This window comes from Streptomyces xanthophaeus (assembly GCF_030440515.1).
In the GTDB taxonomy this organism is placed as follows: Bacteria; Actinomycetota; Actinomycetes; order Streptomycetales; family Streptomycetaceae; genus Streptomyces; species Streptomyces kutzneri.
In genome coordinates, this window is the sequence record NZ_CP076543.1 from 1,408,803 (window position 1) to 1,434,830 (window position 26,028).

At 71.8% G+C, this 26,028-nt stretch carries 27 protein-coding genes; 16 read left to right on the forward strand and 11 right to left on the reverse strand.

Going from position 1 to position 26,028, the window contains the following annotated elements; translation table 11 throughout:
• Positions 1–7: 7 nt before the first annotated feature.
• The 5 genes from KO717_RS06065 to KO717_RS06085 form a co-directional block, all read right to left on the reverse strand.
• Complete coding sequence (locus tag KO717_RS06065) at positions 8–2,179, reverse strand: 3-hydroxyacyl-CoA dehydrogenase NAD-binding domain-containing protein (RefSeq protein ID WP_301364830.1); 2,172 nt, start codon at positions 2,177–2,179, stop codon at positions 8–10.
• 51 nt (positions 2,180–2,230) lie between these two features.
• Positions 2,231–3,445, reverse strand: a complete 1,215-nt coding sequence (locus tag KO717_RS06070) for an acetyl-CoA C-acetyltransferase (RefSeq protein WP_301364831.1) — start codon at positions 3,443–3,445, stop codon at positions 2,231–2,233.
• A 140-nt stretch (positions 3,446–3,585) separates the two neighbouring features.
• The gene (locus KO717_RS06075; RefSeq protein ID WP_301364832.1) at positions 3,586–4,728 is read right to left on the reverse strand and encodes an acyl-CoA dehydrogenase family protein; all 1,143 of its coding nucleotides are present in this window, start codon (positions 4,726–4,728) and stop codon (positions 3,586–3,588) included.
• 83 nt (positions 4,729–4,811) lie between these two features.
• Entirely contained in the window at positions 4,812–5,837 is a 1,026-nt protein-coding gene (locus KO717_RS06080) for an LLM class F420-dependent oxidoreductase (RefSeq protein ID WP_301364833.1), read from the reverse strand.
• Positions 5,837–6,988, reverse strand: a complete 1,152-nt coding sequence (locus tag KO717_RS06085) for a CaiB/BaiF CoA transferase family protein (protein ID WP_301364834.1) — start codon at positions 6,986–6,988, stop codon at positions 5,837–5,839. Before KO717_RS06085 ends, KO717_RS06080 begins: the two co-directional genes overlap by 1 nt.
• A gap of 266 nt (positions 6,989–7,254) precedes the next feature.
• Between KO717_RS06085 and KO717_RS06090 the strand changes: the two genes are divergently transcribed.
• Complete coding sequence (locus KO717_RS06090) at positions 7,255–8,454, forward strand: saccharopine dehydrogenase family protein (RefSeq protein WP_301364835.1); 1,200 nt, start codon at positions 7,255–7,257, stop codon at positions 8,452–8,454.
• Between the two features lie 40 nt (positions 8,455–8,494).
• Here the strand turns inward: KO717_RS06090 and KO717_RS06095 are convergent, their stop codons facing one another.
• Positions 8,495–9,172, reverse strand: a complete 678-nt coding sequence (locus KO717_RS06095) for an endonuclease V (protein ID WP_301364836.1) — start codon at positions 9,170–9,172, stop codon at positions 8,495–8,497.
• Between the two features lie 26 nt (positions 9,173–9,198).
• Between KO717_RS06095 and KO717_RS06100 the strand changes: the two genes are divergently transcribed.
• A complete protein-coding gene (locus KO717_RS06100; protein ID WP_301364837.1) occupies positions 9,199–9,498 on the forward strand; it encodes a YciI family protein in 300 nt (99 codons plus the stop codon).
• A 198-nt stretch (positions 9,499–9,696) separates the two neighbouring features.
• On the forward strand, positions 9,697–10,203 hold the full coding sequence (locus KO717_RS06105; RefSeq protein ID WP_301364838.1) for a GNAT family N-acetyltransferase: 507 nt from the start codon (positions 9,697–9,699) through the stop codon (positions 10,201–10,203).
• Here the strand turns inward: KO717_RS06105 and KO717_RS06110 are convergent, their stop codons facing one another.
• From KO717_RS06110 to KO717_RS06120, 3 genes are all read right to left on the reverse strand, one after another.
• Positions 10,204–11,286, reverse strand: a complete 1,083-nt coding sequence (locus tag KO717_RS06110; RefSeq protein WP_437184628.1) for a WD40/YVTN/BNR-like repeat-containing protein — start codon at positions 11,284–11,286, stop codon at positions 10,204–10,206.
• A gap of 138 nt (positions 11,287–11,424) precedes the next feature.
• A complete protein-coding gene (locus tag KO717_RS06115; protein ID WP_301364840.1) occupies positions 11,425–13,056 on the reverse strand; it encodes an amidohydrolase in 1,632 nt (543 codons plus the stop codon).
• 141 nt (positions 13,057–13,197) lie between these two features.
• Positions 13,198–13,926 carry a TetR/AcrR family transcriptional regulator gene (locus KO717_RS06120; RefSeq protein WP_301364841.1) on the reverse strand — a complete coding sequence of 243 codons (729 nt, stop codon included), beginning with the start codon at positions 13,924–13,926 and terminating at the stop codon, positions 13,198–13,200.
• 71 nt (positions 13,927–13,997) lie between these two features.
• Between KO717_RS06120 and KO717_RS06125 the strand changes: the two genes are divergently transcribed.
• The 9 genes from KO717_RS06125 to KO717_RS06165 all read left to right on the forward strand — a co-directional run bounded on the left by KO717_RS06125 (position 13,998) and on the right by KO717_RS06165 (position 22,241).
• Positions 13,998–15,446, forward strand: a complete 1,449-nt coding sequence (locus KO717_RS06125) for a purine-cytosine permease family protein (RefSeq protein ID WP_301364842.1) — start codon at positions 13,998–14,000, stop codon at positions 15,444–15,446.
• A 227-nt stretch (positions 15,447–15,673) separates the two neighbouring features.
• Positions 15,674–16,090 carry an SsgA family sporulation/cell division regulator gene (locus tag KO717_RS06130; RefSeq protein WP_301364843.1) on the forward strand — a complete coding sequence of 139 codons (417 nt, stop codon included), beginning with the start codon at positions 15,674–15,676 and terminating at the stop codon, positions 16,088–16,090.
• Between the two features lie 178 nt (positions 16,091–16,268).
• Positions 16,269–17,915 carry an ABC-F family ATP-binding cassette domain-containing protein gene (locus KO717_RS06135; protein WP_301364844.1) on the forward strand — a complete coding sequence of 549 codons (1,647 nt, stop codon included), beginning with the start codon at positions 16,269–16,271 and terminating at the stop codon, positions 17,913–17,915.
• Positions 17,908–18,318, forward strand: a complete 411-nt coding sequence (locus KO717_RS06140; protein WP_301364845.1) for a hypothetical protein — start codon at positions 17,908–17,910, stop codon at positions 18,316–18,318. Before KO717_RS06135 ends, KO717_RS06140 begins: the two co-directional genes overlap by 8 nt.
• A 255-nt stretch (positions 18,319–18,573) precedes the next feature.
• Positions 18,574–19,545 carry an acyl-ACP desaturase gene (locus tag KO717_RS06145; RefSeq protein ID WP_301364846.1) on the forward strand — a complete coding sequence of 324 codons (972 nt, stop codon included), beginning with the start codon at positions 18,574–18,576 and terminating at the stop codon, positions 19,543–19,545.
• Between the two features lie 72 nt (positions 19,546–19,617).
• On the forward strand, positions 19,618–19,920 hold the full coding sequence (locus KO717_RS06150; RefSeq protein WP_189741076.1) for a hypothetical protein: 303 nt from the start codon (positions 19,618–19,620) through the stop codon (positions 19,918–19,920).
• A complete protein-coding gene (locus KO717_RS06155; protein WP_301364847.1) occupies positions 19,913–21,046 on the forward strand; it encodes a hypothetical protein in 1,134 nt (377 codons plus the stop codon). Before KO717_RS06150 ends, KO717_RS06155 begins: the two co-directional genes overlap by 8 nt.
• Positions 21,043–21,663 (forward strand): hypothetical protein, encoded by a 621-nt coding sequence (locus tag KO717_RS06160; RefSeq protein ID WP_301364848.1) that lies wholly within the window; start codon positions 21,043–21,045, stop codon positions 21,661–21,663. The genes KO717_RS06155 and KO717_RS06160 overlap by 4 nt, the downstream gene beginning before the upstream one ends.
• Positions 21,660–22,241 carry a hypothetical protein gene (locus tag KO717_RS06165; protein WP_301364849.1) on the forward strand — a complete coding sequence of 194 codons (582 nt, stop codon included), beginning with the start codon at positions 21,660–21,662 and terminating at the stop codon, positions 22,239–22,241. The genes KO717_RS06160 and KO717_RS06165 overlap by 4 nt, the downstream gene beginning before the upstream one ends.
• On the opposite strand, the gene KO717_RS06170 is transcribed toward KO717_RS06165, so the two are convergent.
• Complete coding sequence (locus KO717_RS06170) at positions 22,242–22,490, reverse strand: WhiB family transcriptional regulator (RefSeq protein ID WP_030728821.1); 249 nt, start codon at positions 22,488–22,490, stop codon at positions 22,242–22,244. It abuts the gene before it with no gap.
• Between the two features lie 200 nt (positions 22,491–22,690).
• On the opposite strand from KO717_RS06170, the gene KO717_RS06175 reads away from it, so the two are divergent.
• Positions 22,691–23,353 (forward strand): TetR/AcrR family transcriptional regulator, encoded by a 663-nt coding sequence (locus KO717_RS06175; RefSeq protein WP_301364850.1) that lies wholly within the window; start codon positions 22,691–22,693, stop codon positions 23,351–23,353.
• 9 nt (positions 23,354–23,362) lie between these two features.
• Here KO717_RS06175 and KO717_RS06180 read toward each other — a convergent pair whose 3' ends face one another.
• The gene (locus KO717_RS06180; protein WP_301364851.1) at positions 23,363–24,223 is read right to left on the reverse strand and encodes an alpha/beta fold hydrolase; all 861 of its coding nucleotides are present in this window, start codon (positions 24,221–24,223) and stop codon (positions 23,363–23,365) included.
• Positions 24,224–24,906: 683 nt separating this feature from the next.
• Between KO717_RS06180 and KO717_RS06185 the strand changes: the two genes are divergently transcribed.
• The 3 genes from KO717_RS06185 to KO717_RS06195 are packed head-to-tail and all read left to right on the forward strand — an operon-like array spanning position 24,907 to position 26,026.
• Positions 24,907–25,134, forward strand: coding sequence for a hypothetical protein (locus KO717_RS06185; protein WP_301364852.1), 228 nt, complete (start codon positions 24,907–24,909; stop codon positions 25,132–25,134).
• Positions 25,135–25,187: 53 nt separating this feature from the next.
• Positions 25,188–25,622 (forward strand): MarR family winged helix-turn-helix transcriptional regulator, encoded by a 435-nt coding sequence (locus KO717_RS06190; protein WP_301364853.1) that lies wholly within the window; start codon positions 25,188–25,190, stop codon positions 25,620–25,622.
• Positions 25,619–26,026, forward strand: coding sequence for a hypothetical protein (locus tag KO717_RS06195; protein ID WP_301364854.1), 408 nt, complete (start codon positions 25,619–25,621; stop codon positions 26,024–26,026). The genes KO717_RS06190 and KO717_RS06195 overlap by 4 nt, the downstream gene beginning before the upstream one ends.
• The last annotated feature ends 2 nt before the right edge of the window (positions 26,027–26,028 follow it).

The window sequence follows — 26,028 nt, forward strand, 5'->3', positions numbered from 1 at the left end:
CGCGGGATCAGTCCGCGTAGGTCTCGCCGCGCTCCGCCTTCGCGATCAGCGAGGCCGGCGGGGTGAAGCGCGCGCCGTACGTGTCGGCGAGCTCGCGGGCACGGGCCACGAAGCCGGCCAGGCCGCCCTCGTAGCCGTTGATGTACTGGATCACGCCGCCCGTCCAGGCCGGGAAGCCGATGCCCATGATGGAGCCGATGTTGGCGTCGGCGATCGAGGTGAGCACGCCCTCGTCGAGGCAGCGGACGGTGTCCAGGGCCTCGGAGAAGAGCATCCGCTCCTTCATGTCGGCGAACGGGATCTCGGCGTCCGGCTTGGCGAAGTGCTCGCGCAGACCCGGCCAGATGCGGGCACGCTTGCCCGACTCGTCGTACTCGTAGAAGCCGGCCCCGCCGCTGCGCCCGGGGCGGCCGAACTCGTCCACCATGCGGTCGATGACCGTGTCCGCGGGGTGCTCGGTCCACGCCTTGCCCTCGGCCTCGAAGGCCTTGCGGCTCTCGTTGCGGATCTTACGCGGCAGGGTGAGGGTGAGCTCGTCCATCAGCGAGAGCACCTTGGCCGGGTAACCGGCCTGGGCGGCGGCCTGCTCGATCGAGGCGGGCTCGATGCCCTCGCCGACCATGGCCACGCCCTCGTTGATGAACTGGCCGATGACGCGCGAGGTGAAGAAGCCGCGCGAGTCGTTGACCACGATCGGGGTCTTGTTGATCTGGCGGACCAGGTCGAAGGCGCGGGCGATGGCCTCGTCGCCGGTCCGCTCCCCCTTGATGATCTCCACCAGCGGCATCTTGTCCACCGGCGAGAAGAAGTGCAGCCCGATGAAGTCGGCCGGCCGCGACACCCCTTCCGCGAGGCCGGTGATGGGCAGCGTGGAGGTGTTGGAGCACAGCAGCGCGTCCGGCTCGATGACGTCCTGGATCTCCTGGAACACCTTGTGCTTGAGGGAGGTGTCCTCGAAGACGGCCTCGATCACGGCGTCGCAGCCCGCGAGGTCGGCCGCGTCGGCGGTCGGGGTGATCCGGGCGAGCAGCTCGGCGCGCTTGGCCTCGGTGGTCCGGCCCCGGGAGAGCGCCTTGTCGAGCAGCTTCTCGGAGTACGCCTTGCCCTTGGCGGCGGCCTCGGCGGTGACGTCCTTCAGCACCACCTCGATGCCCGCGCGGGCGCAGGAGTAGGCGATGCCCGCGCCCATCATCCCGGCGCCGAGGACGGCGACCTTGCGGACCTTGCGGGGCTCCACGCCCTGCGGGCGGCTGCGGCCCGCGTTGACGGCCTGGAGGTCGAAGAAGAACGCCTGGATCATGTTCTTGGCGGTCTGGCCGGTGACCAGCTCGGTGAAGTAGCGGGCCTCGATGGTCAGCGCGGTCTCGAAGTCCACCTGGGAGCCCTCGACGGCGCAGGCCAGGATGTTGCGCGGAGCCGGGTACGGGGCCCCGTTCAGCTGCTTCTTCAGGTTGGCCGGGAAGGCCGGGAGGTTGGCGGCGAACCTCGGGTTGGACGGCGTGCCGCCCGGGATCTTGTAGCCGGGTACGTCCCAGGGCTGCTTCGACTCGGGGTTCGCGTCGATGAAGGCGCGGGCCTTGGCCAGCATTTCCTCGGGGGTGGCGGCCAGTTCGTGCACGAGGCCGTTGTCGAGGGCGCGCTGCGGGGTGTACTGGGTCCCCTGGAGCAGCACCTTGAGCAGCGCGTCGGCGATGCCCATCAGGCGCACGGTACGGGTGACGCCGCCACCGGCGGGGAGCAGGCCGAGGGTGACCTCGGGCAGGCCGATCTTGGAGCCGGGCGCGTCGAGGGCGACGCGGTGGTGGGAGGCCAGACAGATCTCGTAACCGCCGCCGAGGGCCGCGCCGTTGATGGCGGCGACGACCGGCTTGCCGAGGGTCTCGATCCGGCGCAGGGAGCGCTTGATCTCGGTGCCGGTGTCGAAGGCGATCTGCGCGTGCTCGGGGCGCAGCCGGATCATGTCCTTGAGGTCGCCGCCCGCGAAGAAGGTCTTCTTGGCGGAGGTGTAGATGATGCCGCGGATGGAGTCCTTCTCGGCCTCGGCGCGGTCGGCGATCGCCGCGATCGAGTCCTTGAAGGCCTGGTTCATCGTGTTGGCGGACTGGTCGGGGTCGTCGAGGATCAGGGTGACGACGCCGGTCTCGTCCTGTTCCCAGCGGATCGTGGTGGACTCGCTCATGGTCACTGCTTTCGTTTCGGAAGGTCCGGTGGGCAGGGGGAACAGGGCTGATCAGAGGCGTTCGACGATGGTGGCGACGCCCATGCCGCCGCCGACGCAGAGGGTGACGAGCCCGAAGCGCTTGTCCTGGCGTTCCAGCTCGTCGACGATCGTGCCGAGGATCATCGCGCCGGTGGCGCCGAGCGGGTGGCCGAGCGCGATGGCTCCGCCGTTGACGTTGACCTTGTCGAGGGACAGGCCCATGTCCTTGACGAAGCGCAGGACGACGCCCGCGAAGGCCTCGTTGATCTCGACGAGGTCGATGTCGTCGATGGTCAGCCCGGCCTTGGCGAGGGCCTTGCGGGTGGCGGGGGCGGGGCCGGTGAGCATGATGGTGGGCTCGGAGCCGGAGACGGCCGCCGAGACGATCCGGGCGCGCGGGGTCAGCCCGTTGCGCTCCCCCGCCTCGCGGGAGCCGATCGCGACGAGCGAGGCGCCGTCGACGATGCCGGAGGAGTTGCCCGCGTGGTGGACGTGGTCGATCTTCTCGACCCAGTGGTACTTCTGCAGCGCGACCGCGTCGAAGCCGCCGAGCTCGCCGATGTCGGCGAAGGAGGGCTTCAGCTTGGCGAGGGTGTCGGCGGTGGTGCCGGGGCGGACGAACTCGTCGTGGTCCAGGACGATCAGGCCGTTGCGGTCGGTGACCGGGACCACGGACTTCGCGAAGCGGCCGTCCTTGATGGCCGCGGCGGCGCGCTCCTGCGACAGGGCCGCGTACTCGTCGACGTCGCGCCGGGAGAAGCCCTCGATGGTGGCGATCAGGTCGGCGCCGATGCCCTGGGGGACGAAGCCGGTGTCCCAGTTGGTCATCGGGTCGGCGAACCAGGCGCCGCCGTCGGAGGCCATGGGGACGCGGGACATGGACTCCACGCCGCCCGCCAGGACCAGGTCCTCCCAGCCCGAGCGGACCTTCGCGGCGGCCAGGTTGACGGCCTCCAGGCCCGAGGCGCAGAAGCGGTTCTCCTGGACGCCGGCCACGGTGTCCGGGAGCCCGGCGGCGATGGCCGCGATACGGGCGATGTCGGATCCCTGGTCGCCGACCGGTCCCACGACGCCGAGCACGATGTCGTCGATGGTGGCGGGGTCCAGGCCGGGGTTGCGCTCGCGCAGGGCGTCGATGAGTCCGACGACCAGGTCGATCGGCTTGGTGCCGTGCAGGGCGCCATTGGCCTTGCCGCGGCCGCGCGGGGTGCGGATCGCGTCGTATACGTAAGCTTCGGTGCTCACTGGTCAAGCCTTTCGGAGGTGTCCAAGGGGAAGGTGTCCGGAGGGGCGAGGTGTCCCGGGGAAGGTCTCCCGGGGAGTGGTGTCCCGGGGGGAGGTGTCCCGGGGGGAGGTGTCCCGGGGAGAGGTGTCCCGGGGGGAGGTCAGCCGAGCAGCGAACGGCCGATGATCTCCTTCATGATCTCGGTCGTGCCGCCGTAGATGGTCTGGATGCGGCCGTCGGTGAAGGCCCGGGCGACCCGGTACTCGGTCATGTAGCCGTAGCCGCCGTGAAGTTGCAGGCAGCGGTCGGCGACGCGTTTCTGCAGCTCGGTGGCCCACCACTTGGCCATGGAGGCGTGCACGTGGTCCAGTTCGCCGTTCGCGTGGTCCGTGATGCAGCGGTCGAGGAAGGTCCGGGTGACGGCGACCTCGGTGGCCATCTCCGCTATCTCGAACCGGATGTGCTGCAGCTTGGCCAGTGGCCGGCCGAAGGCCTCGCGCTCCTTGACGTACTGGGTGGTGATCTCCAGCAGGTGCTCCGCGGCGGCGATGCCGGCCATCGCGATGCCCATCCGCTCCTGCGCGAGATTGGTCATCAGGTGGACGAAGGCGCCGTTCAGCTCGCCGAGCAGGTTCTCCTTCGGGACGCGGACGTCGTTGAAGAACAGCTCGGCGGTGTCCTGGGACTTCTGGCCGATCTTGTCCAGGTTGCGGCCCCGCTCGAAGCCCTCCGTGCCGCGTTCGACGACCAGCAGCGACAGGCCGTGCGCCCCGCCCTCGGGGGTGGTCTTCGCGACCACGATCACCAGGTCGGCGAGGATGCCGTTGGAGATGAAGGTCTTGGAGCCGTTCAGCACCCAGTGGTCGCCGTGGTCCTCGGCGGTGGTCCGGATCCCCTGGAGGTCGGAGCCCGCGCCCGGCTCGGTCATCGCGATGGCGGTGATGGTCTCCCCGGAGCAGAAGCCGGGCAGCCAGCGGCGCTTCTGCTCCTCGGTGGCGAGCGAGGTCAGGTAGGGCCCGATGATGTCGTTGTGCAGGCCGATGGCCAGCCCGGGGGCGCCCGCGCGGGTGAACTCCTCGGCGATCACGGCGGCGTAGCGGAAGTCGGTGTTCCCGCCGCCGCCGTACTCCTCCGGCACGGCGAGGCCCAGCAGCCCCTGCCGGCCCGCGGCCCGCCAGGCCTCACGGCTGACGATGCCGTCCTTCTCCCACTGCTCGTAGTGCGGCAGCACCTCCTTGCTGAGGAAGGTGCGTACGGTCTCGCGGAACGCCTCGTGGTCGGCGTCGAAGATGCGTCGTTGCATCGGGGCCCCTTCAGCGGGTCGGGGTGGATCCGGGTGGGTGAGGGAGCGGGCCGGGGACGGAGTCCGGGCACGCCCCGGCCCGCTCAGAGCCAGCTCTTGACGGTTTCGATCAGCTTGGCCGGGTCGGGGCCGACCGGTGTGACGTTGAGCATGGTGACGCCCGCCTCGCGGAAGGCCTCGACGCGCTCGCGTACGTAGCCCTCGGGCCCGCACAGCGTCATCAGCTCGCAGAACTCGTCCGGGACGGCGGCAGCCGCGTCGCGCTTGCGGCCGGCGAGGTACAGCTCCTGGATCCGGCGGGCCTCTTCCCCGTAGCCGTAGGCGACGGCCAGGTCGTTGTAGAAGTTCTTGCCGACCGCGCCCATCCCGCCGACGTACAGGGCGATCTGCGGGCGCGCGAGGTCCCGTGCCGCGGCCGCGTCGTCGCCGATGGCGAGCAGGCCGCCCGCGACGGTCTGCAGCGGGCCGAGCTCCGGCGCGCGCTCGGCCGTCCCCTCGGCGAGCGGACCGCCCCACACCTCGGCGGCCTTCTCCGGGATGAAGAGCGTGGGCAGCCAGCCGTCCGCGATCTCGGCGGTCATCCGGACGTTGGCCGGGCCGAGCGAGGCGATGTAGACCGGGATCGAGGGGCGGACCGGCCGGGTGAGGATCTTCAGCGGCTTGCCGTGCCGGCCGCCCTTCTCGGGCGGCAGCGGCATGTCGGTGAAGCCGTGGTGGTCGATCGTCTCGCGGCGCCAGATCCGCCGGCACAGGTCGACCGTCTCGCGCGTGCGGCCGAGCGGCTTGTCGTACGGCATCCCGTGCCAGCCCTCGACGACCTGCGGGCCGGAGGCGCCGAGGCCGAGCAGCGCCCGGCCGCCCGAGAGCGCGTCCAGGCCGGCGGCCGTCTGGGCGATGAGGCCGGGGGTGCGCGAGTAGACGTTGAGGATGGCCGAGCCGATCTTCAGCCGCTCGGTGCGGGCGGCGAGATAGCCCATGATCGTCGGGGAGTCGAACCCCCAGGCCTCGGCCACCCACACGGCGTCGAGCCCGGCCGACTCCAGCGCGGCGGCCTGGTCGGCGGCCCGGCGCGGGTCCCCGGCGTAGTCGAGCATCATGGACAGTTCCATCAGGCCTCTTTCGGGTGCAGGGCCGGTACGTCCCAGTCGGCGGCCACCGACTCGGTGTCCGCGCCGGGCTGGGCGGGTCCGGAGGCCACGCGGCCCGGCGTCGCCGAGAAGCGCGGCGCGGGCGCGGGCTGGACGATCCCGCCGAAGTCGGTGAAGGTCCCGCGGGCGGCGAGGTGCGGGTGGTCCGGGGCCTCGCGCAGCGAGAGCACCGGCGCCACGCAGGCGTCGCTCCCCTCGAAGACGGCCGTCCACTCCGCGCGGGTACGCGTCCTGAAGTGCGCGGCGACGGCCTCGCGCAGCTCGCCCCAGCGGGCGAGGTCCTTGCGGGCCGGGGCCTGGTCCCGGATGCCGAGGAGCTCCACGAAGGTGTCGTAGAACTGCTGTTCCAGCGCGCCGACCGCCATGTACTGGCCGTCGGAGGTCTCGTAGGTGCCGTAGAAGGGGCAGCCACCGTCGAGGAGGTTGGTCCCGCGGCGGTCCTGCCAGCCGCCCGCCGCCATCATTCCGTGGATCATGGCGGTGAGGTGGGCGGTGCCGTCGACGATCGCCGCGTCGACGACCTGGCCGGTGCCGGTGGCACGGGCGTGGTGCAGGGCGGCGAGGACCCCGATGACCAGGTAGAGCGAACCGCCCGCGTAGTCCCCGACCAGGTTGGCGGGGACGGCCGGCGGCTCTCCCGGCTTCCCGATCATGCCGAGGGCGCCGGTGACGGCGATGTACGCGATGTCGTGCCCGGCGGTCTCGGCGAGCGGGCCGTCCTGGCCCCAGCCGGTCATCCGGCCGTAGACGAGCTTCGGATTGCGGGCGTGGCACTCGGCCGGTCCGACGCCGAGGCGCTCGGCCACTCCGGGCCGGAACCCCTCGACGAGTACGTCGGCCCGCTCGACCAGGTCCAGGACGCGGGCGGGCCCGTCGGCGGACTTGAGGTCGAGCAGCACGGAGCGTTTGCCGCGATTGGTGAGGTCGTAGGCCGGATCGACCGCGAGTCCGCCGCCGCCGGGCCGGTCCACCCGTACGACGTCGGCGCCCAGGTCGGCGAGGAGCATGGCGGCGAACGGTCCGGGGCCGATGCCCGCCAGTTCGACGACGCGCACCCCGGCGAGCGGGCCGGGCCCGCTCGCGTCCCGGTTCCCGTTCCCTGTCACTGCCATCGGGCCCCCAGCGGCTCTGGTGTGCATGGTGTGCGTGGTGTGCGTGGTGTGCGGCTATGTGACACAACTGATGTAACACCAGTGATGCTAGGAACGTGTTCCATCGAACACAAGCCCCCGTGCGGGGCTCCCGGCGGATCGCCCGGCCCGGGGGTGTCCGGCCCCGGGGCACCGTGCTCCCCGGCCAGGCGCGCCGCACCCGCTCGCACCGACGGCCGGGCATCACGCTAGCCTCGGCCACCGAAACCCCCTGGGAGGAGCCGTTCATGAACGCAACTGTCCCGCACGACCGGCCGGAACGCGCCTACGACGTCGTACTGTTCGGCGCCACCGGGTTCGTGGGCGCGCTCACCGCCGAGTACCTCGCCGCGCACGCGCCCGCCGGCTGCCGGTGGGCCCTCGCCGGCCGGGACACCGCGAAGCTGGAGCGGCTGCGCGAACGGCTGGCCTCGATCGATCCGGCCTGTGCGGGGCTGCCGCTGCTGCGGGCCGACGCCCAGGACCCCGCGGCCGTGCGCGAGCTGGCCGCGTCCACCCGGGTGCTGGCCACGACGGTGGGCCCGTACATCTGGTACGGGGCGGAGCTCGTGGCCGCCTGCGCCGAGGCGGGCACGGACTACGTGGACCTCACCGGCGAGCCGGAGTTCGTGGACCGCATGTACGTCGAGCACGACGCACGGGCCCGGGAGACGGGGGCCCGGATCGTGCACGCCTGCGGCTTCGACTCGATCCCGGCCGACCTCGGGGCGTACTTCACGGTCCGACAGCTGCCGCAGGGGGTCCCGCTGGCGGTCGACGGGTTCATGCGGTCCAACGCCTTCTTCTCCGGCGGCACCCTGGCCTCCGCGCTGACCGCGCTGGGCCGCGGCCCCCAGACCCTGGCGGCCGCGCACGCCCGCCGGCTGCACGAGCCCCGCCTGCTGGGGCGGCGGGCCCGCGGGCCGGTGGGGGCACCGCGGTTCAGCCGGGAGACCGGGACCTGGGCGCTGCCGCTGCCCTCGCTGGACCCGCGGATCGTGGCCCGGTCGGCGGCCGCGCTGGAGCGGTACGGCCCGGACTTCCGCTACCGGCACTACGCCTCCGTCAAGCACCTGCCCGTCGCGGTGGGCGGTACGGCGGCGGTGGGCGCGACGGTGGCCCTGGCCCAGGTGCCGCCGGCCCGGCGGTGGCTGATGAACCGCTGGGAGCCGGGCCGGGGGCCGGACGCGGAACGCCGCGCGCGCAGCTGGTGCACCGTGCGGTTCGTGGGCGAGGGCGGCGGCCGGCGCGTGCTCACCGAGGTGGCGGGCGGCGACCCCGGCTACGGCGAGACGGCGAAGATGCTGGCCGAGTCGGCGCTCTGCCTGGCCCACGACACCCTGCCGGAAGCGGCCGGTCAGCTGACGACGGCCGTGGCGATGGGCGACGCCCTGATCGCCCGCCTCCAGAAGGCGGGGATCACCTTCCGGGTGGCGGACACCCGCTGACGGGCGTGCCCGGCGGGCGCGTGTCCGCCGACCGGGTGTCTCAGGAGGCCTCCCGCAGTGCCCGGCGGCACAGGGAGTCGGCGTGGCGGGTGGTCTCGGGGATCCGGAAGCGGGGGCTCAGCGCCAGGGCGTGCGCGCAGGCGTTGTCCAGCGAGACCCGGTGCCCGACGGAGACGTAGACCGGCTTGATCCCGTCCTGCGTGCGCAGCGCCCGCCCGACCTCGGCCCCGTCGGCCGCGAGCAGGGCGGCGGCGTCGCCCCGCCGGGCGCCCGGTTCCTCGTAGGTGAAGGTGAACGGATTCTTGGCGACGCCGATGGCCGGGAGCCCGGTGACCACGCCGAGGTGGCAGGCGAGGCCGAAGCCGCGGGGGTGCGCGAGGCCGTAGCCGTCGCAGACGACGAGGCCGGGCTCGGTCTTCAGGGAGTCGAGGGCGGCCAGCACGGTCGGCAGCTCGCGGAACGCGAGCAGCCCGGGCACGTAGGGGAAGCTGACGTGCCCGACGGCGGTGGCCTCCTCGACGACCTCCAGGGTGGCGGCGTCGAGCACCACGGCCGCGGCGGCGACCAGGTCGCGCTCGTCGTCGTAGGCGACGTCCACGCCCGCGACAAGGCCGCGACCGGGTGGCGGGCCGGGCTCGGTGAGCACGAGCTGATGGCGTAGTTCGTCCTGTATCGCCCGGGCTTCGGCCTCGTCGGCGGGGGTCTTCACACTCATCATGATGGAGCGAGAGTAGCCTGGCGATCATGTTCGTCATGGAGCTCACCTACACCGCCCCCGTCGAGTCCGTCGAAGAACAGATGGACGCTCACATCGCCTGGCTGGACGGCTACTACGCCGCCGGTGTCTTCCTCGCATCGGGGCGCAAGGTCCCGCGCGACGGGGGCGTGATCCTGGCCGGCGGGGTGTCCCGGGCCGAGATCGAGCGGATCTCGGCCGAGGACCCCTTCACGGTGGCGGGCGTGTGCGACTACACCATCACCGAGTTCATCGCCACGAAGACCTCGGCGGACCTGTCGACTGTGCGGGAGAACCCGGTCACCTAGGCCGTCTCCGGGCCCCTCCCGGCGGTGGCCGGGGACGACGCACCGCACTGGACGCCGCGACCCGGCGGCCGGTTCCGGCCGTGCGGGGAGTGCGCCGGCCCTGGCAGGCCCGCCCTCCGCCGCCCGGCGTCCGGCCCGTTCCGCGGGCTCGGCCCGTCCGCACCCACTCGACCCGCCCCCCTGCCCGCCGGAGTGTTCATGCAGCCCCGCCTCGCCGTTCCCGCCGATGTCCCCGAGCTCATACGCCTGCGCGCCGTCGCTCTCGACGCCCTCGGGGTCGACCCCGGGCCCGCCGACGCCGCCTGGCGGCAGGTCGCCCGCGCCTGGTTCCTCGAACGTGTCGGCGACCGTCCCGACATGCGCTGCCTGGTCGTCGGCGGGGCTCCCGGCGAACCGCTGTTCGCCACCGGCATGGCCTGGGTCACCTACCACCTGCCCGGTCCCCGGTGGACCGACGGGCGGCGCGGCTACCTCGACGGGATCGTCACCGACGCGCCCGCCCGCGGGCGCGGCCACGGCCGCCGGATCGTCGACGCGCTGGTCGCCTGGCTCGACGGCATCGGCATCCACTACGTCCAGCTGCACGCCAGCCCCGACGGCGAGCCCGTCTACCGGGCCGCGGGCTTCACGGACGGGCGCTACCCCGGCATGGACCTCGTCACCGCCCCGGAGCCCCCGGCCTCTCCGCCCGCTCCCGCGGGCTGATCAGCGCCGCCGTTCCAGCCGCGCCACCCGTCCCTTCTCCCCCGCCGCCCAGCATCCCGTGTCGGCCGCGCAGTCGACCGTGTCGAAGGATCCCGCGTCCAGGGAGCGCCAGCTGCGGCCGCCGTCCGTGGTCACATCGGTGCCCGTGGGCCCCACCGCGAGCGCCGTCCCCCCGCTGTACGGGAACCAGACCGCTCCCGATCGGTAGGCAGGCGGCGGTGTCGCCGCCTGGCGCCAGGTGCGTCCCCCGTCGGCGGACACGGCCGCGGCCTGCGGGGAGGCCTGCCCGGTGCGGTAGTCACCGCCGACCGCGAGTCCCCTCGTACGGTCCCGGAAGGCGAGGGCGAAGACCCCGCGCGCCGGATCGCCCGCCGGGACGGTGGATTCGGCGACCCGCCAGGTCAGACCGCGGTCCGCGGAGTGCAGGATCCGGGCCTGCGCCCCGCCGCCGGTGGCCAGCCAGACGTCGCGCGGGCCGGAGCTGACCAGGCACTGGCCGCTCGCGGCGAAGCCCGCCTCGCCCGGCAGCGCCTCGGGCATGCCCGCGTTCGGCAGGACCCGCCAGTTCCGCCCGCCGTCGTCGGTGGCCAGGATGCGGAACTTCCCGTCCACCGGATCGCTCATCGCAAGCCCGTGCCGGGCGTCGAAGAAGGTGAGGCAGTCGTAGAAGGCGCGCGGGTCGGGGTTGCGGAAGGTCTCGGTCCAGGTGGCTCCGCCGTCCTCGGTGCGCAGCACCCTGGAGGCCTCGCCCTCCCCGATGGCCAGGGCTACCGCGCGCCGCGCGTCGAAGGCCTCGATGTCGCGGAACTCCAGGGCCTCCACGACCGCGCCGGGCGGCGAAACGTCACGCCAGCTGCGGCCGCCGTCCACCGTGCGCAGTACGGTCCCCTTGGAACCGGCCACCCAGGCCGTGGTCCGGCCGACCGCCGCGAGCCCGCGGAATCGTACGTCCTTCCCGGTGTCCTTCAGCGCCCAGCCGGCGCCGCGTAAGTCCTGCGCCAGTGGCGCCGGGTCGGGGGCCGGGGCCGCATCTGCCTGGGCGGGGGTGGCCAGTACCCCCACGACCAGGGCTGCCGCGCACATGCCGATTCCGAGTTCCAGAAGTCTCATGGCGCCGGAAGCTAACGCACCCCGGATGTGCCGTCCAGAGCGCCTTCCGGCCCCTGCCGCTGCCCTGCCGCCGCACCTGCAACCGCGCCTGCCACCGCCGCCGTTCTCAGGTCACAGGCTCGTGTCGCGGTGGGTCACGCCGCCGTCGACGGCGGTGAGGAGCACGGGCAGGTCCGGCAGTTCGGTGGCGGCGACGGTGAGCGGGTCACCGGCGAGGACCGTCAGGTCGGCGCGGTGACCGAGGGCGATCCGGCCCGCGATGTGCTCCTCGCCCGCCGCACGGGCGGCGTTGACGGTCATGCCCTGGAGGGCCTGCAGGGCGGTGAGGGCCTGCTCGGGGCCGTGCGGGGCCTGGGTGAGGTCGCGGCTGGGGCGGCGGTGGCGGGCGCCGCCCATGACACCGAGCGGGGGGTACGGGGCGATCGGCCAGTCCGATCCGAGGACCACGGTGGCTCCGGATTCCCACAGGTCGCGGCAGCGCCAGGCGCGCGAGGCACGCTCCTCGCCGAGCCGGCGGGACCAGTTGTCGGTGTGGTCGGCGCGGGTGAAGTCGCAGCAGTGGGTGGGCTGTACGGAGGCGATGACGCCGAGCTCGGCGAAGCGGCGCAGGGTGTCGTCGGGGACGGTCTCGATGTGCTCGACCCGGTGGCGCACCCGGGGCCCGGGCCCGCCGGAGGCCTGGGCCTTCTCGACGGCGTCGAGCACGTGCCGTACGGCGGCGTCGCCGATCGCGTGGGTGGCCGTGGGCACTCCGGCCCGGTGGAACTCGCCCACGATCCTCGTGTAGACCTCGGGGTCGGGCCAGAAGGCGTGCGTGGACTCGCCGTTGCGGTCGGGGTGTTCCAGCCAGGCGGTGCCGTTGTCGATCGTGCCGTCCATGAAGATCTTCACGCCCTCGGTGCGCCAGAGCCTGCCACCGGTGCCCTGCTGGGCGAGGAGGGCGCGTACGGCGTCGGCGTCGGTGCCGGGCTGGCACCAGGGTGCGACGCGCAGGCGCAGCGGCAGTCGGCCCGCCGCGTCGAGTTCGGCGTAGAAGGCGAGGCTGTCCCCGTTCGCGTCCATGGCGTGGCCGCCGGTCAGCCCGGCGGCGGCCATCCCGTGCAGGGCGGCCGCCAGCCGGTCGCGGCGCTCCTCGCGGGTGGGCTGCGGGGCGACGCGTTCGACGAGTTCGCAGGCGGCGTCCTCCAGGAGGAGGCCGGTGGGCCGGCCGGCGGCGTCGCAGACCACCTCGGCGGAGGCCTGGTCGAAGGTCCGCGGCCCGTCGACGCCCGCGAGTTCGAGGGCGCGCCGGCTGGCCAGCATGGAGTGGGCGTCGAAGAGCAGGAGGGTGGCGGGCACGCCGTCGAGTACGGAGTCGAAGGGGGCCGTCCCGACGGGCCCGTCGCCGAAGGCGTTCGGGTCCAGGCCCCAGCCGCTGAGCCAGGCGCCGGGCGCGAGGTCGCGTACTCCGGCGGCGAGTGCGGCGCGTACCTGCTCCAGGTCGGTGCAGCCCGACAGGTCCAGTCCGTGGGTCAGTTCGGCGCCCGAGACGGGGTGGATGTGGCCGTCGACCAGGCCCGGGGTCACGACCGCCCCCTTGAGGTCGACCACCGTGGCCGAGGCGTCGGCGAGCGCACGGATGCGGCTGTCGTCGCCCAGTGCGGTGATCCGTCCGCCGGAGGCGGCCAGGGCGGTGTCCGGCAGGAACGTGCCCGTGGCCGGGTCGAGCAGGCGGGCGTTGAGCAGGACGAGAGAGGTGCGCACGGAGCCTCCAGCGGGGCGGGAACGAGGGGGGAACCGGGGGACGCCGGGCGTCGGGCGCCGGACGGGGGACGTCGGGCGTCGGGGCCGGACGGGGCCGGACGGGGGATGTCGGGCGAGGGGACGCCTGGCGAGGGGGAAGGGTCAGGCGTCGCCGGTGAGGGCGCCGCGGGGCAGGCCGAGTTCACGTTCCGCGGTGGTGACCGCCATCCGGGTCACCGCTTCGGGGCGACCGCGGTCCTCGGTGTTGGCGTGGGCGCCGAGGCCGTCGAGGACGACGAGGATCTGAATCGCCGTCACGTACGGGTCCTCCGTGCGGAACTCGCCGCACTCGACGCCCTCGCGGATCACCCCTTCCAGCCGGCCGCGCCAGGCGGCCTCCTGTTCGGCGACCCGGTCGCGCAGGAGGGGCCGGTAGCGGCTGAGGTGGCGGGCGTTGATCCAGAGCCGGCTGATGGCGTCGTAGGCCTCTCCGGACGTGCGGGCGAAGAACCGCGTCAGCCGCCCGGTCGGGGTCGACGCGTCCCCGTCCGCACCGGCCGACCCGTCCGCACCAGCCGGCCCGTCCGCACCGGCCGGCCCGTCCGCACCGGCCGATCCGGTCGCTCCGGCCTGCCCAGGCTCCCCGGCCGGCAGCAGGAGCTCCAGCTCGGCCCCGGCGGCCGTCCCGAACGCCTCGGCGACCAGGTCCTCCACCGAGGGGAAGTAGTGGCTGATGAGACCCGGCCGGACATCGAGCTCCTCGGCGATCCGGCGCAGTGTGAGGCACTCCAGCCCTTCGGCCAGGGCGACGGCTGCGGCCGTGCCGACGATCTCGGCCCGACGGGCCTCCGGAGACTTGCGGATCCGCTTGCGCTGGACGCTTGACGACATACCGGGGATGCTATTGAGTGTGCGACCAATAAGCAAGCGAGGCGGACACGCCCAGCACCCGGAGGTCCCTCATGGCGTCCCCGATTCCCGACCCGTCTCCCGGTTCACACCCGGCCCCCGGAGCGCTCGGACAGGCCGCACCGACCCCGGAACGGGCCACCCGCGTCGAGGCCCACGGCATCGACCACATCCCCGATGCCGAGCGCCACGGCCGCCCCCGGGACCTCTTCTCCGTCTGGGCGGCGGCGAACGTCAACTACCTCAGCCTGGTGATCGGCGGCGCGCTCGTCCTCATGGGGCTGAGCCTGTGGCAGTCCGTCGCCGTGATCGTGGTCGGCAACCTGTTCTGGCTGCTCACCGGCCTGCTCGCCACCTCGGGCCCGGCCGCCGGGGCGCCCAGCGAGGTGATCACCCGGGCCATGTACGGAGTCATCGGCAACCGCGTGATGAACGCGGTCGGCGGCTGGCTCGTCTCCGTCTGCTACTTCGCCCTCAACCTGGCCGCCGCCGCGGCCGCCGCCTTCGCCCTCGTGGAACGGGCCGGCATCACGGCGAACACCGGGATCAAGGCCGTCGTCATCGTGACCATCGCCGCGCTCACCCTGGTCATCAGCGTCTACGGCCACGCGATGATCATGAAGCTGTACCTCCCGATGACCCTGGTCCTGGCCGCCGCCTTCACCGTCGTCGCCTTCGCCGTGCTCGGCCACACGGACTTCTCCTACCGGCCCTCGCCACCCCTGACCGGCGCCGGCCTGTGGGCGGCGCTCCTCGCCGGCACCACCCTCATCGCCTCGGGCCCGCTCTCGTACACCACCAGCGCCGACTTCTCCCGCTACCTGCCCCGCACGTCCTCGCGGAAGGCGATCATCGGCTGGACCGCGCTCGGAGCCTTCCTGCCCAGCGTCGTCGTCTGCTCCCTGGGCGCGTTCGCCGCGACCGCGGTCGACATGAGCGACCCCCAGGCCGCGCTGCGGGAGATCCTGCCCGCCTGGTTCTACCCGGTCTTCCTGCTCGCCCTGATCCTCGGCACGATCTCCGTCAACGCCCTGACCGCCTACAGCGCCGGACTCGCCCTGCAGGCCGTCGGCATCCGCGTCCGGCGCTCCGTCAGCGTCCTGTTCGACGGGGCCGTCGCCGTCGCCCTGACCCTTTACGGCCTGCTCGTCTCCAACCTCCTGGACACCGTCAGCAACTCCCTCCAGCTGATCGTCGTCCTGATCGGCCCCGTCATGGCGATCTACGCGACCGACATCCTGCTGCGCCGGTTCCGCTACGACGGCCGGGAGCTCGCCGACGAGACCCCCGGCAGCCCCTTCTGGTACACGGGTGGCGTCAGCCCGGCGGGCGCCCTGGCGCTCACGGCGGGGGTGGGCGCGGCCTCCCTCTGCGTCGACACGCTCTACACCGGGCCGATCGCCTCGGCCCTGGGCGGCCTCGACCTCTCCCTGCCCGTCGGCATGGCCGTCTCCGCCGCCCTCTACGCGGCCTTGATGCGGACCCTTACGCCTGTGGAGTGATCGGTAACCAGCCCTTCTCCGGGGCGCCCCGGACCCGCCGCGGACCGGGGCCGCCTTCGGGCACATCCACCGTTCGGTCACTCTGTGCGATCGCACGGAATGGTTCAAGCCAATCGGTGACACAGCTCACTCAACGGCCCATGCACGGATTTGCCGATTCCGGCGTCTATCGGGTTGCCGGGCCCACCCCACAGTCCGGCAGCAGATCCGCCGCAAGGGAGTGAGCCTTGATCACTGTCATCGAGCAGGCCGCACAGGCCCGTCTGGTCGCCACCGCGCCGAAGGTCGAGACCGTGCCCGTCACCCTCTGCTACGACCGCGCGGATCCGTTCGCCGTGCGCATGGCGTTCCCCGCCCCGGCCACGCTGGAGGGCGTCGAGGTCTCGTGGACCTTCTCGCGCGAGCTGCTGGAGTCCGGGCTGGACCGCCCGTCGGGGTGTGGCGACGTACGCGTGCGCCCGTACGACGTCGACCGGACCACCATCGAGTTCCACGCGACGGAGGGCGTCGCGATCGTGCTGATGCTGACGGCCGAGCTCCACCGCTTCCTGGAGCGGGCGGCGACCGTGGTGCCGCCCGGTCTCGAACACCTTTACCTGGACATGGACCACAGCCTGGCCGAGCTGATGCGCGACACCTGCTGAGTTAATTGGTTTGCGGGCGGCTGCGGCCGCCCGTAGCTTCGAAGACGGCCCATCCCCGTCGAAACGGAGCAGGACATTGCTCGTCTGAGGTCCGAGACACCGACCACCACGCCCCACGGCTGAGCCGTCGGCTGTCTCCCCGCGTTGCACGCACCACTCACGCAACCTGGAGGCCTCCATGAGTAACGCCCCTTCTTCTTTCATCACCTGCTCCGCACTGTCCTTCGACTGGCCCGACGGCACTCCCGTCTTCGACGGGTTCCATCTCACCGTCGGCCCGGGCCGAACCGGCCTGATCGGGCTCAACGGCTGCGGGAAATCCACCCTGCTGAAGCTGATCGCCGGCGAACTGACCCCGACCGAGGGCCAGTCCTCCGTCGCCGGCTCGGTCGGCTACCTCCCGCAGAACGTCACCCTCGACACCGCGCTGCGCGTGGACGAGGCGCTCGGCATCCACACCACCCGGGCCGCGCTGCACGCCATCGAGGCGGGCGAGGCCACCGAGGCGAACTTCACCGCCGTCGGGGACGACTGGGATGTGGAGGAGCGGGCCCTGGCCACGCTCGACCAGCTCGGACTCGCCCGGATCGGCCTGGACCGTACCGTCGGCGAGCTCTCGGGCGGCGAGTCCGTGCTGCTGCGGCTGGCCGCCCTGCTGCTCGCCCGCCCCGACGTCCTGCTGCTGGACGAACCCACCAACAACCTGGACCTGCGGGCCCGCAGCCGCCTGTACGCGGCGGTCGAGTCCTGGTCCGGGGTGATGCTCCTGGTCAGCCACGACCGGGAACTGCTGGAGCGGGTCGATCAGATCGCCGACCTGCGTGACGGCGAAGTCCGCTGGTACGGGGGCAACTTCACGGCGTACGAGGACATGCTCGCCGCCGAGCAGGAGTCCGCCGAGCGGATGGTCCGGGTCGCGGAGGCCGACGTACAGCGGCAGAAGCGCGAACTGGCGGACGCCCAGGTCAAATTGGCGCGGCGCAAGCGGTACGGGCAGAAGATGTACGACAACAAGCGCGAACCGAAGATCGTGATGGGTGCGCGCAAGCGCGCGGCCCAGGAGTCGGCGGGCAAGCACCGGACCATGCACACCGAGAAGCTGGCGCAGGCGAAGGAACGCCTGGACCAGGCGGTGGAGGCGGTGCGCGACGACGACGAGATCCGGATCCAGCTGCCCGCCACCCAGGTCCCGCCGGGGCGGCAGGTCCTGACCCTGAGCGATCTTCACCTGGCCCACGGAGCCGCCGTACCGGGTGAGTGGGAGCTGCGGGGGCCGGAGCGGATCGCCCTGGTGGGCCGCAACGGCTCAGGCAAGACCACGCTGCTGCGCACGATCGCGGGGCAGCTGCCGCCGGTGTCCGGGGCGGTGGTGGCGCATGTGACGACGCGGTTCCTGCCGCAGCGCCTCGACGTACTGGACGAGAGCCGTTCGGTGGTGGAGAACGTGGCGCGGTTCGCCCCGCAGGCCACCAACAACCTGATCCGGGCCCGGCTCGCGCACTTCCTGTTCCGCGGCGCCCGGGCGGACCGCCCGGCCGGCACGCTGTCGGGCGGCGAACGCTTCCGGGCGGCACTGGCGGCCCTGCTGCTGGCGGAGCCGGCTCCGCAGCTGCTCATGCTGGACGAGCCGACGAACAACCTGGACCTGTCGAGCGTGCGGCAGCTGACCGATGCGCTGGAGTCGTACGAGGGCGCACTCGTGGTGGCAAGCCACGACGTGCCGTTCCTGGAGTCGATCGGCATCACCCGATGGCTCCTGCTGGACGGCGAGCTGCGGCCGACGACGGCCGAGGAGGTCCGGGAGGAGCTGTGGTCGAGTGAGTGAGACTGCGCCGCCGCCGGTTCCGGTTCCGGCGGCGGGGGCGGAGGCGGAGGCGGGGGCGGGGGCGGAGGCACCGATACCGCTGCCGCTGCTCGCGGACGTCTATCCCGCGCTGGTGTCGTTCCTGGCTTCGGAGCTGGCGGCCGAGGGCGAGCCGGCCCTGGCACAGGCGGTGGCGCGGTTGCGGTTCCACGGCTGGTGCACGTGCAGCCGGACCTGCAGCTACCTCCGCACCGCACCCGCGGACCGTGCCGGTATCGCCTGGCTCCATCTCGACGACGGGGACACCCCGCTCGTCCGGCTTCAGCTCGACCGTGAGCACACCTCCTTCGCGGGGATGGAGATCTGCACGTTCGAGCTGGGTCCCGCACCCGCGCTCGACCCCCATCGGCCTGCCTGCGTGTGAGCCGCGAGGGCAGGATCGCCGCGCAACCGGCGAAGCGGAACCGATTTCTTTCGTCAAAAACGGGGGCGGGAAACCACCTGTCGGCGTGATTTTGGCCCCCCAAGCCCCTCTCAGGCCCCCCATAAACTGCATAGATAGCTGGATGTAACCGGACATACACCTGCCGGGGGGTTGGCTGGTCTTGATGTCACGCTTAACCTACGACTCCGTAGGCTACGGAACCGTAGGTAGTTCGCTTTACACCCAGGAGTACCCGTGACGATCACCTCTCCCCACCTCGGCAGCTCGGAGGCGTGGACAGACGCCAAGCTGCTGTTCGCGCTGGAAGAGGTGGTCGAAAAGGAGCTCAACCGCCATCTGAAGGTCACCAAGGACTGGATGCCCCACGAGTACGTCCCGTGGAGCGAGGGCCGGAACTTCCCGGGCTTCTTCGAGGACGGCGAAGCCTGGGACCCGCAGCAGTCCAAGGTCACCGACATCGGCAAGATCGCGCTGGTCGTGAACCTGCTGACCGAGGACAACCTCCCCAGCTACCACCACGAGATCGCGACGCTCTTCGGCCGCAACGGCGCCTGGGGCACGTGGGTGCACCGCTGGACCGCCGAGGAGGGCCGCCACGGCATCGTGATGCGCGACTACCTGCTGGCCTCGCGCGCCGTGGACCCGGACAAGCTGGAAGCCTTCCGCATGCAGCACATGTCGGAGGGGTTCGAGTCCGACAACCGCCACTCCATGCTGCACTCGGTGGCGTACGTGGCCTTCCAGGAGCTCGCGACCCGCATCTCGCACCGCAACACCGGCCACCAGTCCGGTGACCCGGTCTGCGACCGGATGCTGGCCCGCATCGCGCAGGACGAGAACCTGCACATGGTCTTCTACCGCAACCTGCTGGGCGCGGCCTTCGAGCTCGCCCCGGACCTGACCATGCAGGCCGTGCGGGACGTCGTCGTCAACTTCCGGATGCCCGGACACGGCATGCCCGGCTTCGAGCGGATGGCCGCGCAGATGGCCATCGGCGGGGTCTACAACCTGCGGATCCACCACGACGACGTACTGAGCCCCGTGATCCGCTTCCTCAAGATCATGGACATCGACGGCCTCGGCCCCGAGGGCCAGAAGGCCCAGGAGGAGCTCGGGCTGTTCATGAACGGCCTGGACTCCGAGGCCCGTAAGTTCGACGAGAAGCTGGCCGCCCGCGCGGCCCGCCTCGCCGCCCGCAAGGCCTGACCGATTTCCGCTCGCTCGGGCGAGTGATACCGATTGCCCTGGCAGAGCCGCGCTCTGCCAGGGTTTCGCGTCATGACCTCGCTCCAGGTGGACATCGACCAGCTGACCCGTCTGACACGCGCCCTGGACTCCTCCCTGGTCTCCCTGCGGGAGGCCCGGCGCGCACTGGACCACGTACGGCCCGACCAGCTGGGCACCGCGGACCTCGACGCGGCGTGTGACGGCTTCCAGGAACGCTGGGCGTACGGCACGCAGGAGCTGACCAAGCGCGTCAAGGACGTCCGGGAGGGCGTGGACCGCAGCGCCGCGGAGTACGCGGAGCTCGATCAGGCCGTCCGTGCGGCCTTCCTCCGGGCGGCGGCCGCGCGTGACTGAGTACGCGGCGCTGGGCTTCGACCCGGCCCCCGGAAATCCCGCGACGGTCCTGGCCCTGACCAAGAAGCTCAGCGCCTCGGCCACCTCCCTCGGGGAGGCCTCCCGAGTGGTGAAGGACCTCGTCTCCCACAGCTCGGCCTGGCAGGGCGAGGCCGCCACCGCCTTCCGCGCCTCCCTCTCGCAGGACCTCCCCCGCTACCTCGGCGCGGCGCACACCTCCCTCGCGGAGGCGGCCCGCCGGCTCACGGGATGGCACGACACCCTGGTCTCCCACCGCGCGCTGGCCACCCGGTACGAGGCCCAGGCCGCGGCGGCGAAGACGGAGGAAACCCTCGCCGATGCCCGCCGCCTGGCCCGTGAACTCGCCGCCGAGCACGCCGCGGCCGCCCGCCGGGTGGCCCAGACCCTGAACGCGGCGACGGACCGACTGGCCCCGAAGGAACCGGGCCTGCTGGCTTCCATCTGGAACAAGATCGTCGACGACCCGGCGGACGCGATGTCGAACGCGTCGGCGATCCTGGGCGCGATCGGGGCGGGCGTGGCCCTTGTCTGCCCGCCGGCGGGACTGGCGATCATGCTCGTCGGGAGCGGCCTGTCCTTGGCCGCTCTGGCGATGCACACCTCCGACCCGAAGTTCCGCAAGTCCCTGTCCGACGGCTTCACAAAGGGCCAGTTCGACGCGGACTTCTGGAAGAGCAGCGTGACGCTCCTCGGAGACACGGTCGGCGCCGTACCAGGTGTCGCAGCGGTCGCCTCCGGCGCCAAGGCGGGCACGGCAGCCGCCCGAGCGGCGATGGCCGCCGCTCCGGAAGGCAGCGCGGTGGTGGGGCTGGCTCCCGGAGCCACGGCGTTCAGGCAGGCGGCGTGGCGCACCTCGGATGACCTGCGACAGCTGGACAGTCCACTCACCGGATGGGCCATGCGTTCATCGAGTCAGAACGCCAGAGACCGGGTGGGTGTGGCAGTGGCGGGTACCGGTGCGCTGACCGCCGCAGGGGACTACGGCCCGGACAGCGAAGCTGTCGACCACAGCTCCACGGCTGTGGACGGCACCCGAGGGGTCCTGGACGACACTCCTTCAGCGATCAGGAAAACGAGCCACGTCTGGTCGGCGCTGCGGCCATGACACAGAAGAGCAGCCTGCCGCCGGTCTGGTTCCGTCTGCCCCCGGGCTTCCATGACATCGGCCCTGGCGACGCGGCGTCCTTGAATGCGTTCGCGGGAGCCTTGGACAGCCCAGCCGCCCAAGGGGAACTGTCCGATCTCATGGGCAGCCTTGAGGAACTGACGGGGCACGACGTAGTACACACCGCCCTCGGCTTCCATCCCGAGGAGCCGGTCGGGGTCACGACCTCACTGTTCTCCCTGACGATCCGGCAGGTCGAGCAGCCCAACCCCCGACTCGCCGTGGCACGTACGGCTTTGGCCATCGCCCGCTCAACGCTGTGGAGCAGCGCAGTCCGCAGGTTCATCGACCTGCCGTCGGCTCTTCCGTGCTGTCTGATCGCCGGGATCATTTCCGTTCCGGATATCGAGCACCACCTGTTTCAGGCCAGGATCGCGACGGTGCATCCGGACGGACGTCACTTGCTCGCCCTCGATCTGACCAGCGCCGGCACCGAGCATGCAGCCGCCTATACGGACATCCTCGAAGCGGTCGCGCACACCCTCCAATTCACCGACCCCGACCCGATCGCGCCGAAGGCCACCGGGACCTCACGCATCCTGGAGGTACTCCTATGAGCGTCACGCTCACCAAGGCGGCCTGGGACCACCCTCCGACGGTGGTCGGCTACAAACGGCTGGCCATCCGCCGCCTCAATTGGGTGCTCAGCCTTGGTGGTCCTCCACTGGCCGCACTCGCCTGCATCGGCTTCGTTCCCTACGCGGGAATGGCTCTCGCCCTCATGATCATTCTTGTCACGCCCTATTTGCCCTGGGTGATCGTCGCCTACCTCCGCCGACGCCGGGTCGTCGCTGTGCTCCAGGCGTATCCCTGGCGCGAGTTGCCTTGCCGACACCCGCGCAGGCCGCCCGGAAGTCCCGCAACCGTCGCCATCCCGTTCAGGGAAGACTTCACAGCCATGTTTCGGATCATCCCGTTCCCCGTCGAGCCAGCAACACTGGAGGGGGACCACCCGGACCGGATCTGGTTCGCCGGAGACCCACGCTTCGGTGGCGTCGTATCTCCCGTCGGGGGGCACTATCCCGTGCGCGTCGTGCCCGACACGCCGCGCCGCGAGGAGTGCGGCGGTGAGGGGTTCGACCTCGCGCGGCGTGTGGGGCTGGTCCGTGGGAGCGGGAAGGGGACGCGCACCTGATCAGCTGCGGCGGGAACGCAAGGCCTGGCGCTCGGCCTCCGAGAGGCCGCCCCAGACTCCGAAGCGCTCGTCATTGGCCAGGGCGTACTCCAAGCAGGCCGCCCGCCCTTCGCAGGCTCCGCAGAGCCGCTTCGCGTCGCGCAGCGAGGAGCCGGGCTCCGGGAAGAAGAAGCCGGGGCCCGTCTGGGCGCACAGGGCGAGGTCGTACCAAGCGGTGTCAGTGGTCGCGGCAGTGGTGTTAATCGACATGCCGGAGATCCTGACCGCCGCCGATGGACGTCCGATCAACGACTGATCAACAGCTCGTCATGACCCAGGTGCGGGTGCGCCGGCCATGACCGCGAACCGCACCCCGCCGCCCCCCTCGTCCGACGAGCATCGCACCCGCCACTGACAACGGCCCCCTTCCTCCACCGGGTGAACGACCGTGCGTTCGGTAAGATGGCGCCATGGCTGACGGACGCGTGGAACGCGGCAACCAGACGCGGCGGGCCGTTCTCGACCGGACGATGAACATCGCTTCCGTGGACGGCCTGGAAGGCCTGTCCCTGGGGAAGATCGCCGCGGATCTCGGCCTGAGCAAGAGCGGGGTGTTCGCGCTCTTCGGTTCCAAGGAGGATCTGCAGCTCGCCACCGTCCGTGCCGCCGTCGACGTGTTCAAGGACGAGGTGGTGCGGCCCGTGCACCGGGACCCCAACGGTCTCGCCAAGGTGTGGCGGCTGTGCGAGCGCTGGCTCGACTACTCGGGGCGCCGGGTCTTCCCCGGCGGATGCTTCTTCTACTCCGTCTCCGCGGAATTCGACGCGCGCCCCGGCCCCGTACGGGACGAGATCGCCAAGGCGCGGTCCGACTGGACGCGTTACATCGAGCGGCTGCTGGACGAGGCGCGGCTGACGGGCGGGTTCCGGGACGCGTCCGACGCGGACGAGGTACCGCAGGTCGCCTTCGAGTTGACGGCCGTGATGGAACTGGCCAACGCGCATTCCGTCCTGCACGGCGACCCTCTGGCGTACGAGCGGGCCGGCCGGGCGATCCTGCGCCGGCTGCGCGCGGTGGCGGCCGCCCCGGACGAACTCCCGGAGCGACCGCCTGCGTTCACCTCGCCTTCCTGAACCCCTCCCTCACACCCGTCGCACGGTCGCGGGCTCGGACCGTGCGAAATCGACCGCCGTCGCGATGATGCCGGGGTCGGCCAGGATGCGGCGGTGGCCGAGGCCCGTGGTCTCGATCAGGCGGGCCTGCGAGCCGTAGGCGGCGGCGATCGCGCGGGACTGGGCGGGATCGATCACATCGTCCTCCGTGTCGTGGAAGAGGAGGATCGGCGCCCGTGTTCCGGGGAGGCGACGGCGGGCGTCGAGGCGCTGCCAGGTGTCGGGGTCGCCGGGGAAGAGACGGCGCTCGACATGGGTGCGCAGGGCGCGCGCAACTCCCTCACCGAGGTTCAGCCCGGCCTGGAACCGCTCCACCAGGTAGTCGAAGTGGGCCACGCCCCCGATGCCGACGACGCGGTCGGTCTGCATGCCGTCGTACAGCATGGAGAAGGTGGCGAGCACGCCGAAGGAGTGGGCCACGACGGCCGAGAAGTCCCCGTGCTCCGCGTGCAGTCGGCCGATGATGGCGCGGTAGTCGCGGATCGTGGAGGCCCGGCCCTCCGACTCCCCGTGACCCGGCGCGTCGAAGGCGATCACGGTACGGCCCTGGGCGCGCAGGGCCTCGACGAAGCCTGCGAACCGCGAGGCGCGCGAGGACCAGCCGTGCACGAGCAGCACGGGCCGCTCCCCGTCCCCCCAGCGGTAGGTGGTCACGGCCGCGCCGTGCACGACCATCCGCCCGGTCTCCGCCCGCGCCATCACCTCTGCCTCCTCCGGCCGCAGTCGCGAGCGCCCGAGGGGGCGGACGAAGAGCGCGAAGGCCCGGGGTCCGGCCAGTCCCGGGGCGAGCCGGCCGGTGATGTTGAGGGTGGTGCTCAGGAGTGAAGCCATGGGGTGCATGTGCGGGTTCTCCGGAATTCTCCTCAGGGCAGCCAGATGCCGATGGCGAGCCAATGAGGCAGATATTAGCACGACCGTTCGTGTTGTTTCATGGGTCAACTCCACCCCAGGCGGCACCCATCGCGGCTGTCTGTGTGGTCGACGCCGATCAGCCTCGGCGCGGTCTCGCACCCGGTGTGCTGGGGATGCGCGCAGAGGCCGGCTGGGAGATCCGGCCCGTGAAGCCGTGGACACCGTGGCAGGTCGAAGCCGCCTACTCGGAGCCGCTTCTGGTGTCCGGCGACAGGATCGCGGCCGGTTTCGCCGACGGCGTTCACATCTCAATTCCGCCAGCCGGCGCCCGCGAACACGGTCCTGGACGGACCGCCTTCGGTCGGCTACTACGCGTCGCATCCGGCGCCGGACAGCGACGGCAAGCTGCTCGCCGCCGACGCGGACATGGCTCTGCACTAGCTGTTCGCGATGGACGACAGCCGGAACATCACGGGACGCACCCTGCTGCTCGACGGTGGCCGCGTCGCCCTTTCGCTGGACAGCGAGATCATCGTCTTCCCGTACTGAGCTGTGTGGGCCGGCGGGTTCGGCGCCGGCGGGAGCGACTGCACCCTTTGGCCTACTGCGTTTTCGCCCCTGCGGAGGACGCTCTCGCGGCACCGCCGCGAGAGGGTTGATCCGTGCGAACAACCATCGGATACACCCTCGAAAGCATCGGCTACGTCATAGGGGCCCAGGGACTCGTCAGCTTCGCTTCACAGACCTTCTTCGGCACGGAGTGGGGCTGGATGCACAAGGTCGTCGACCTTCCGTCCACCGCCTACCTCGGCGTCATGGCCGTGGGGCTGGCGCTCATCGCCGGCGGAGTGAAGACACGGAAGACGCCCGAGCGCCGCCAGGCCGTCTGACACCCGACCCACCCGCTTGCAGCAGATACAACGAAATCGTATAGTTCGAAAACGTGAAGTCCGAAACCGTGCCATCCGAATGGTCGGCCCTGCTGGCTCTCCAGCGGGCCACCCATGCCACCCTCCAGACACTCGCCACCGAGCTGGCCGATCTGGACCTGACCGCCTCCGAGATCAACGCGCTGGCCAATCTCGCCGACGGCCACGGGCGTACCGTGTCCGAGCTGGGAACCGCCGTGGGGACCCGCCCCAGCACTCTGACCAGCGTGCTGGACCGCCTGGAGCGGCGTGGACACATCACCCGGGGGACCCGTCCCGGAGACCGCCGGGCGGTACTCGTCGAGCTCACCGACTCAGGGGAGCTGGCCGCCGCGACGATCCGGCGGGCCATCGCCGATCTGGAGCGCCGCGCGCTCGGCGGCATGTCCGCCGAGGCGGTCGCCGGGCTGCGCGCAGCACTGCAAGCTCTCACCGAGGTGACCCGATGAACGAACCCACGTTTGACACATTGATGGCCGAAGTGATGGCGACCGCCGAGCGGTTCGGCCATCGGGAGCATGTCCACCTGACCTGGCTGGCCGTGCGCTGCTGCGGCATACCCGCAGCGATCGACCTGGTCAGCGACGGCATCCGACGGACCGCCCGCTACGCGGGTGCGCCGCAGAAGTACCACGCGACCGTCAGCCGCGCCTGGGTGGAGCTGGTCGGGTATCACGCGGCCGAGTCCGGCGACGACGACTACGACGCCTTCGTCGACCACCACCCCGCACTGCTCGACAAGCGTCTGCTGACGCACTACTACCGTCCGGCCACGCTCGCCGCCCCGCGGGCGAAGGGCGGCTGGGTGGAACCCGACCTCGCCCCCTTCCCCGGGCAGGACGCCGCCGCGTAGCA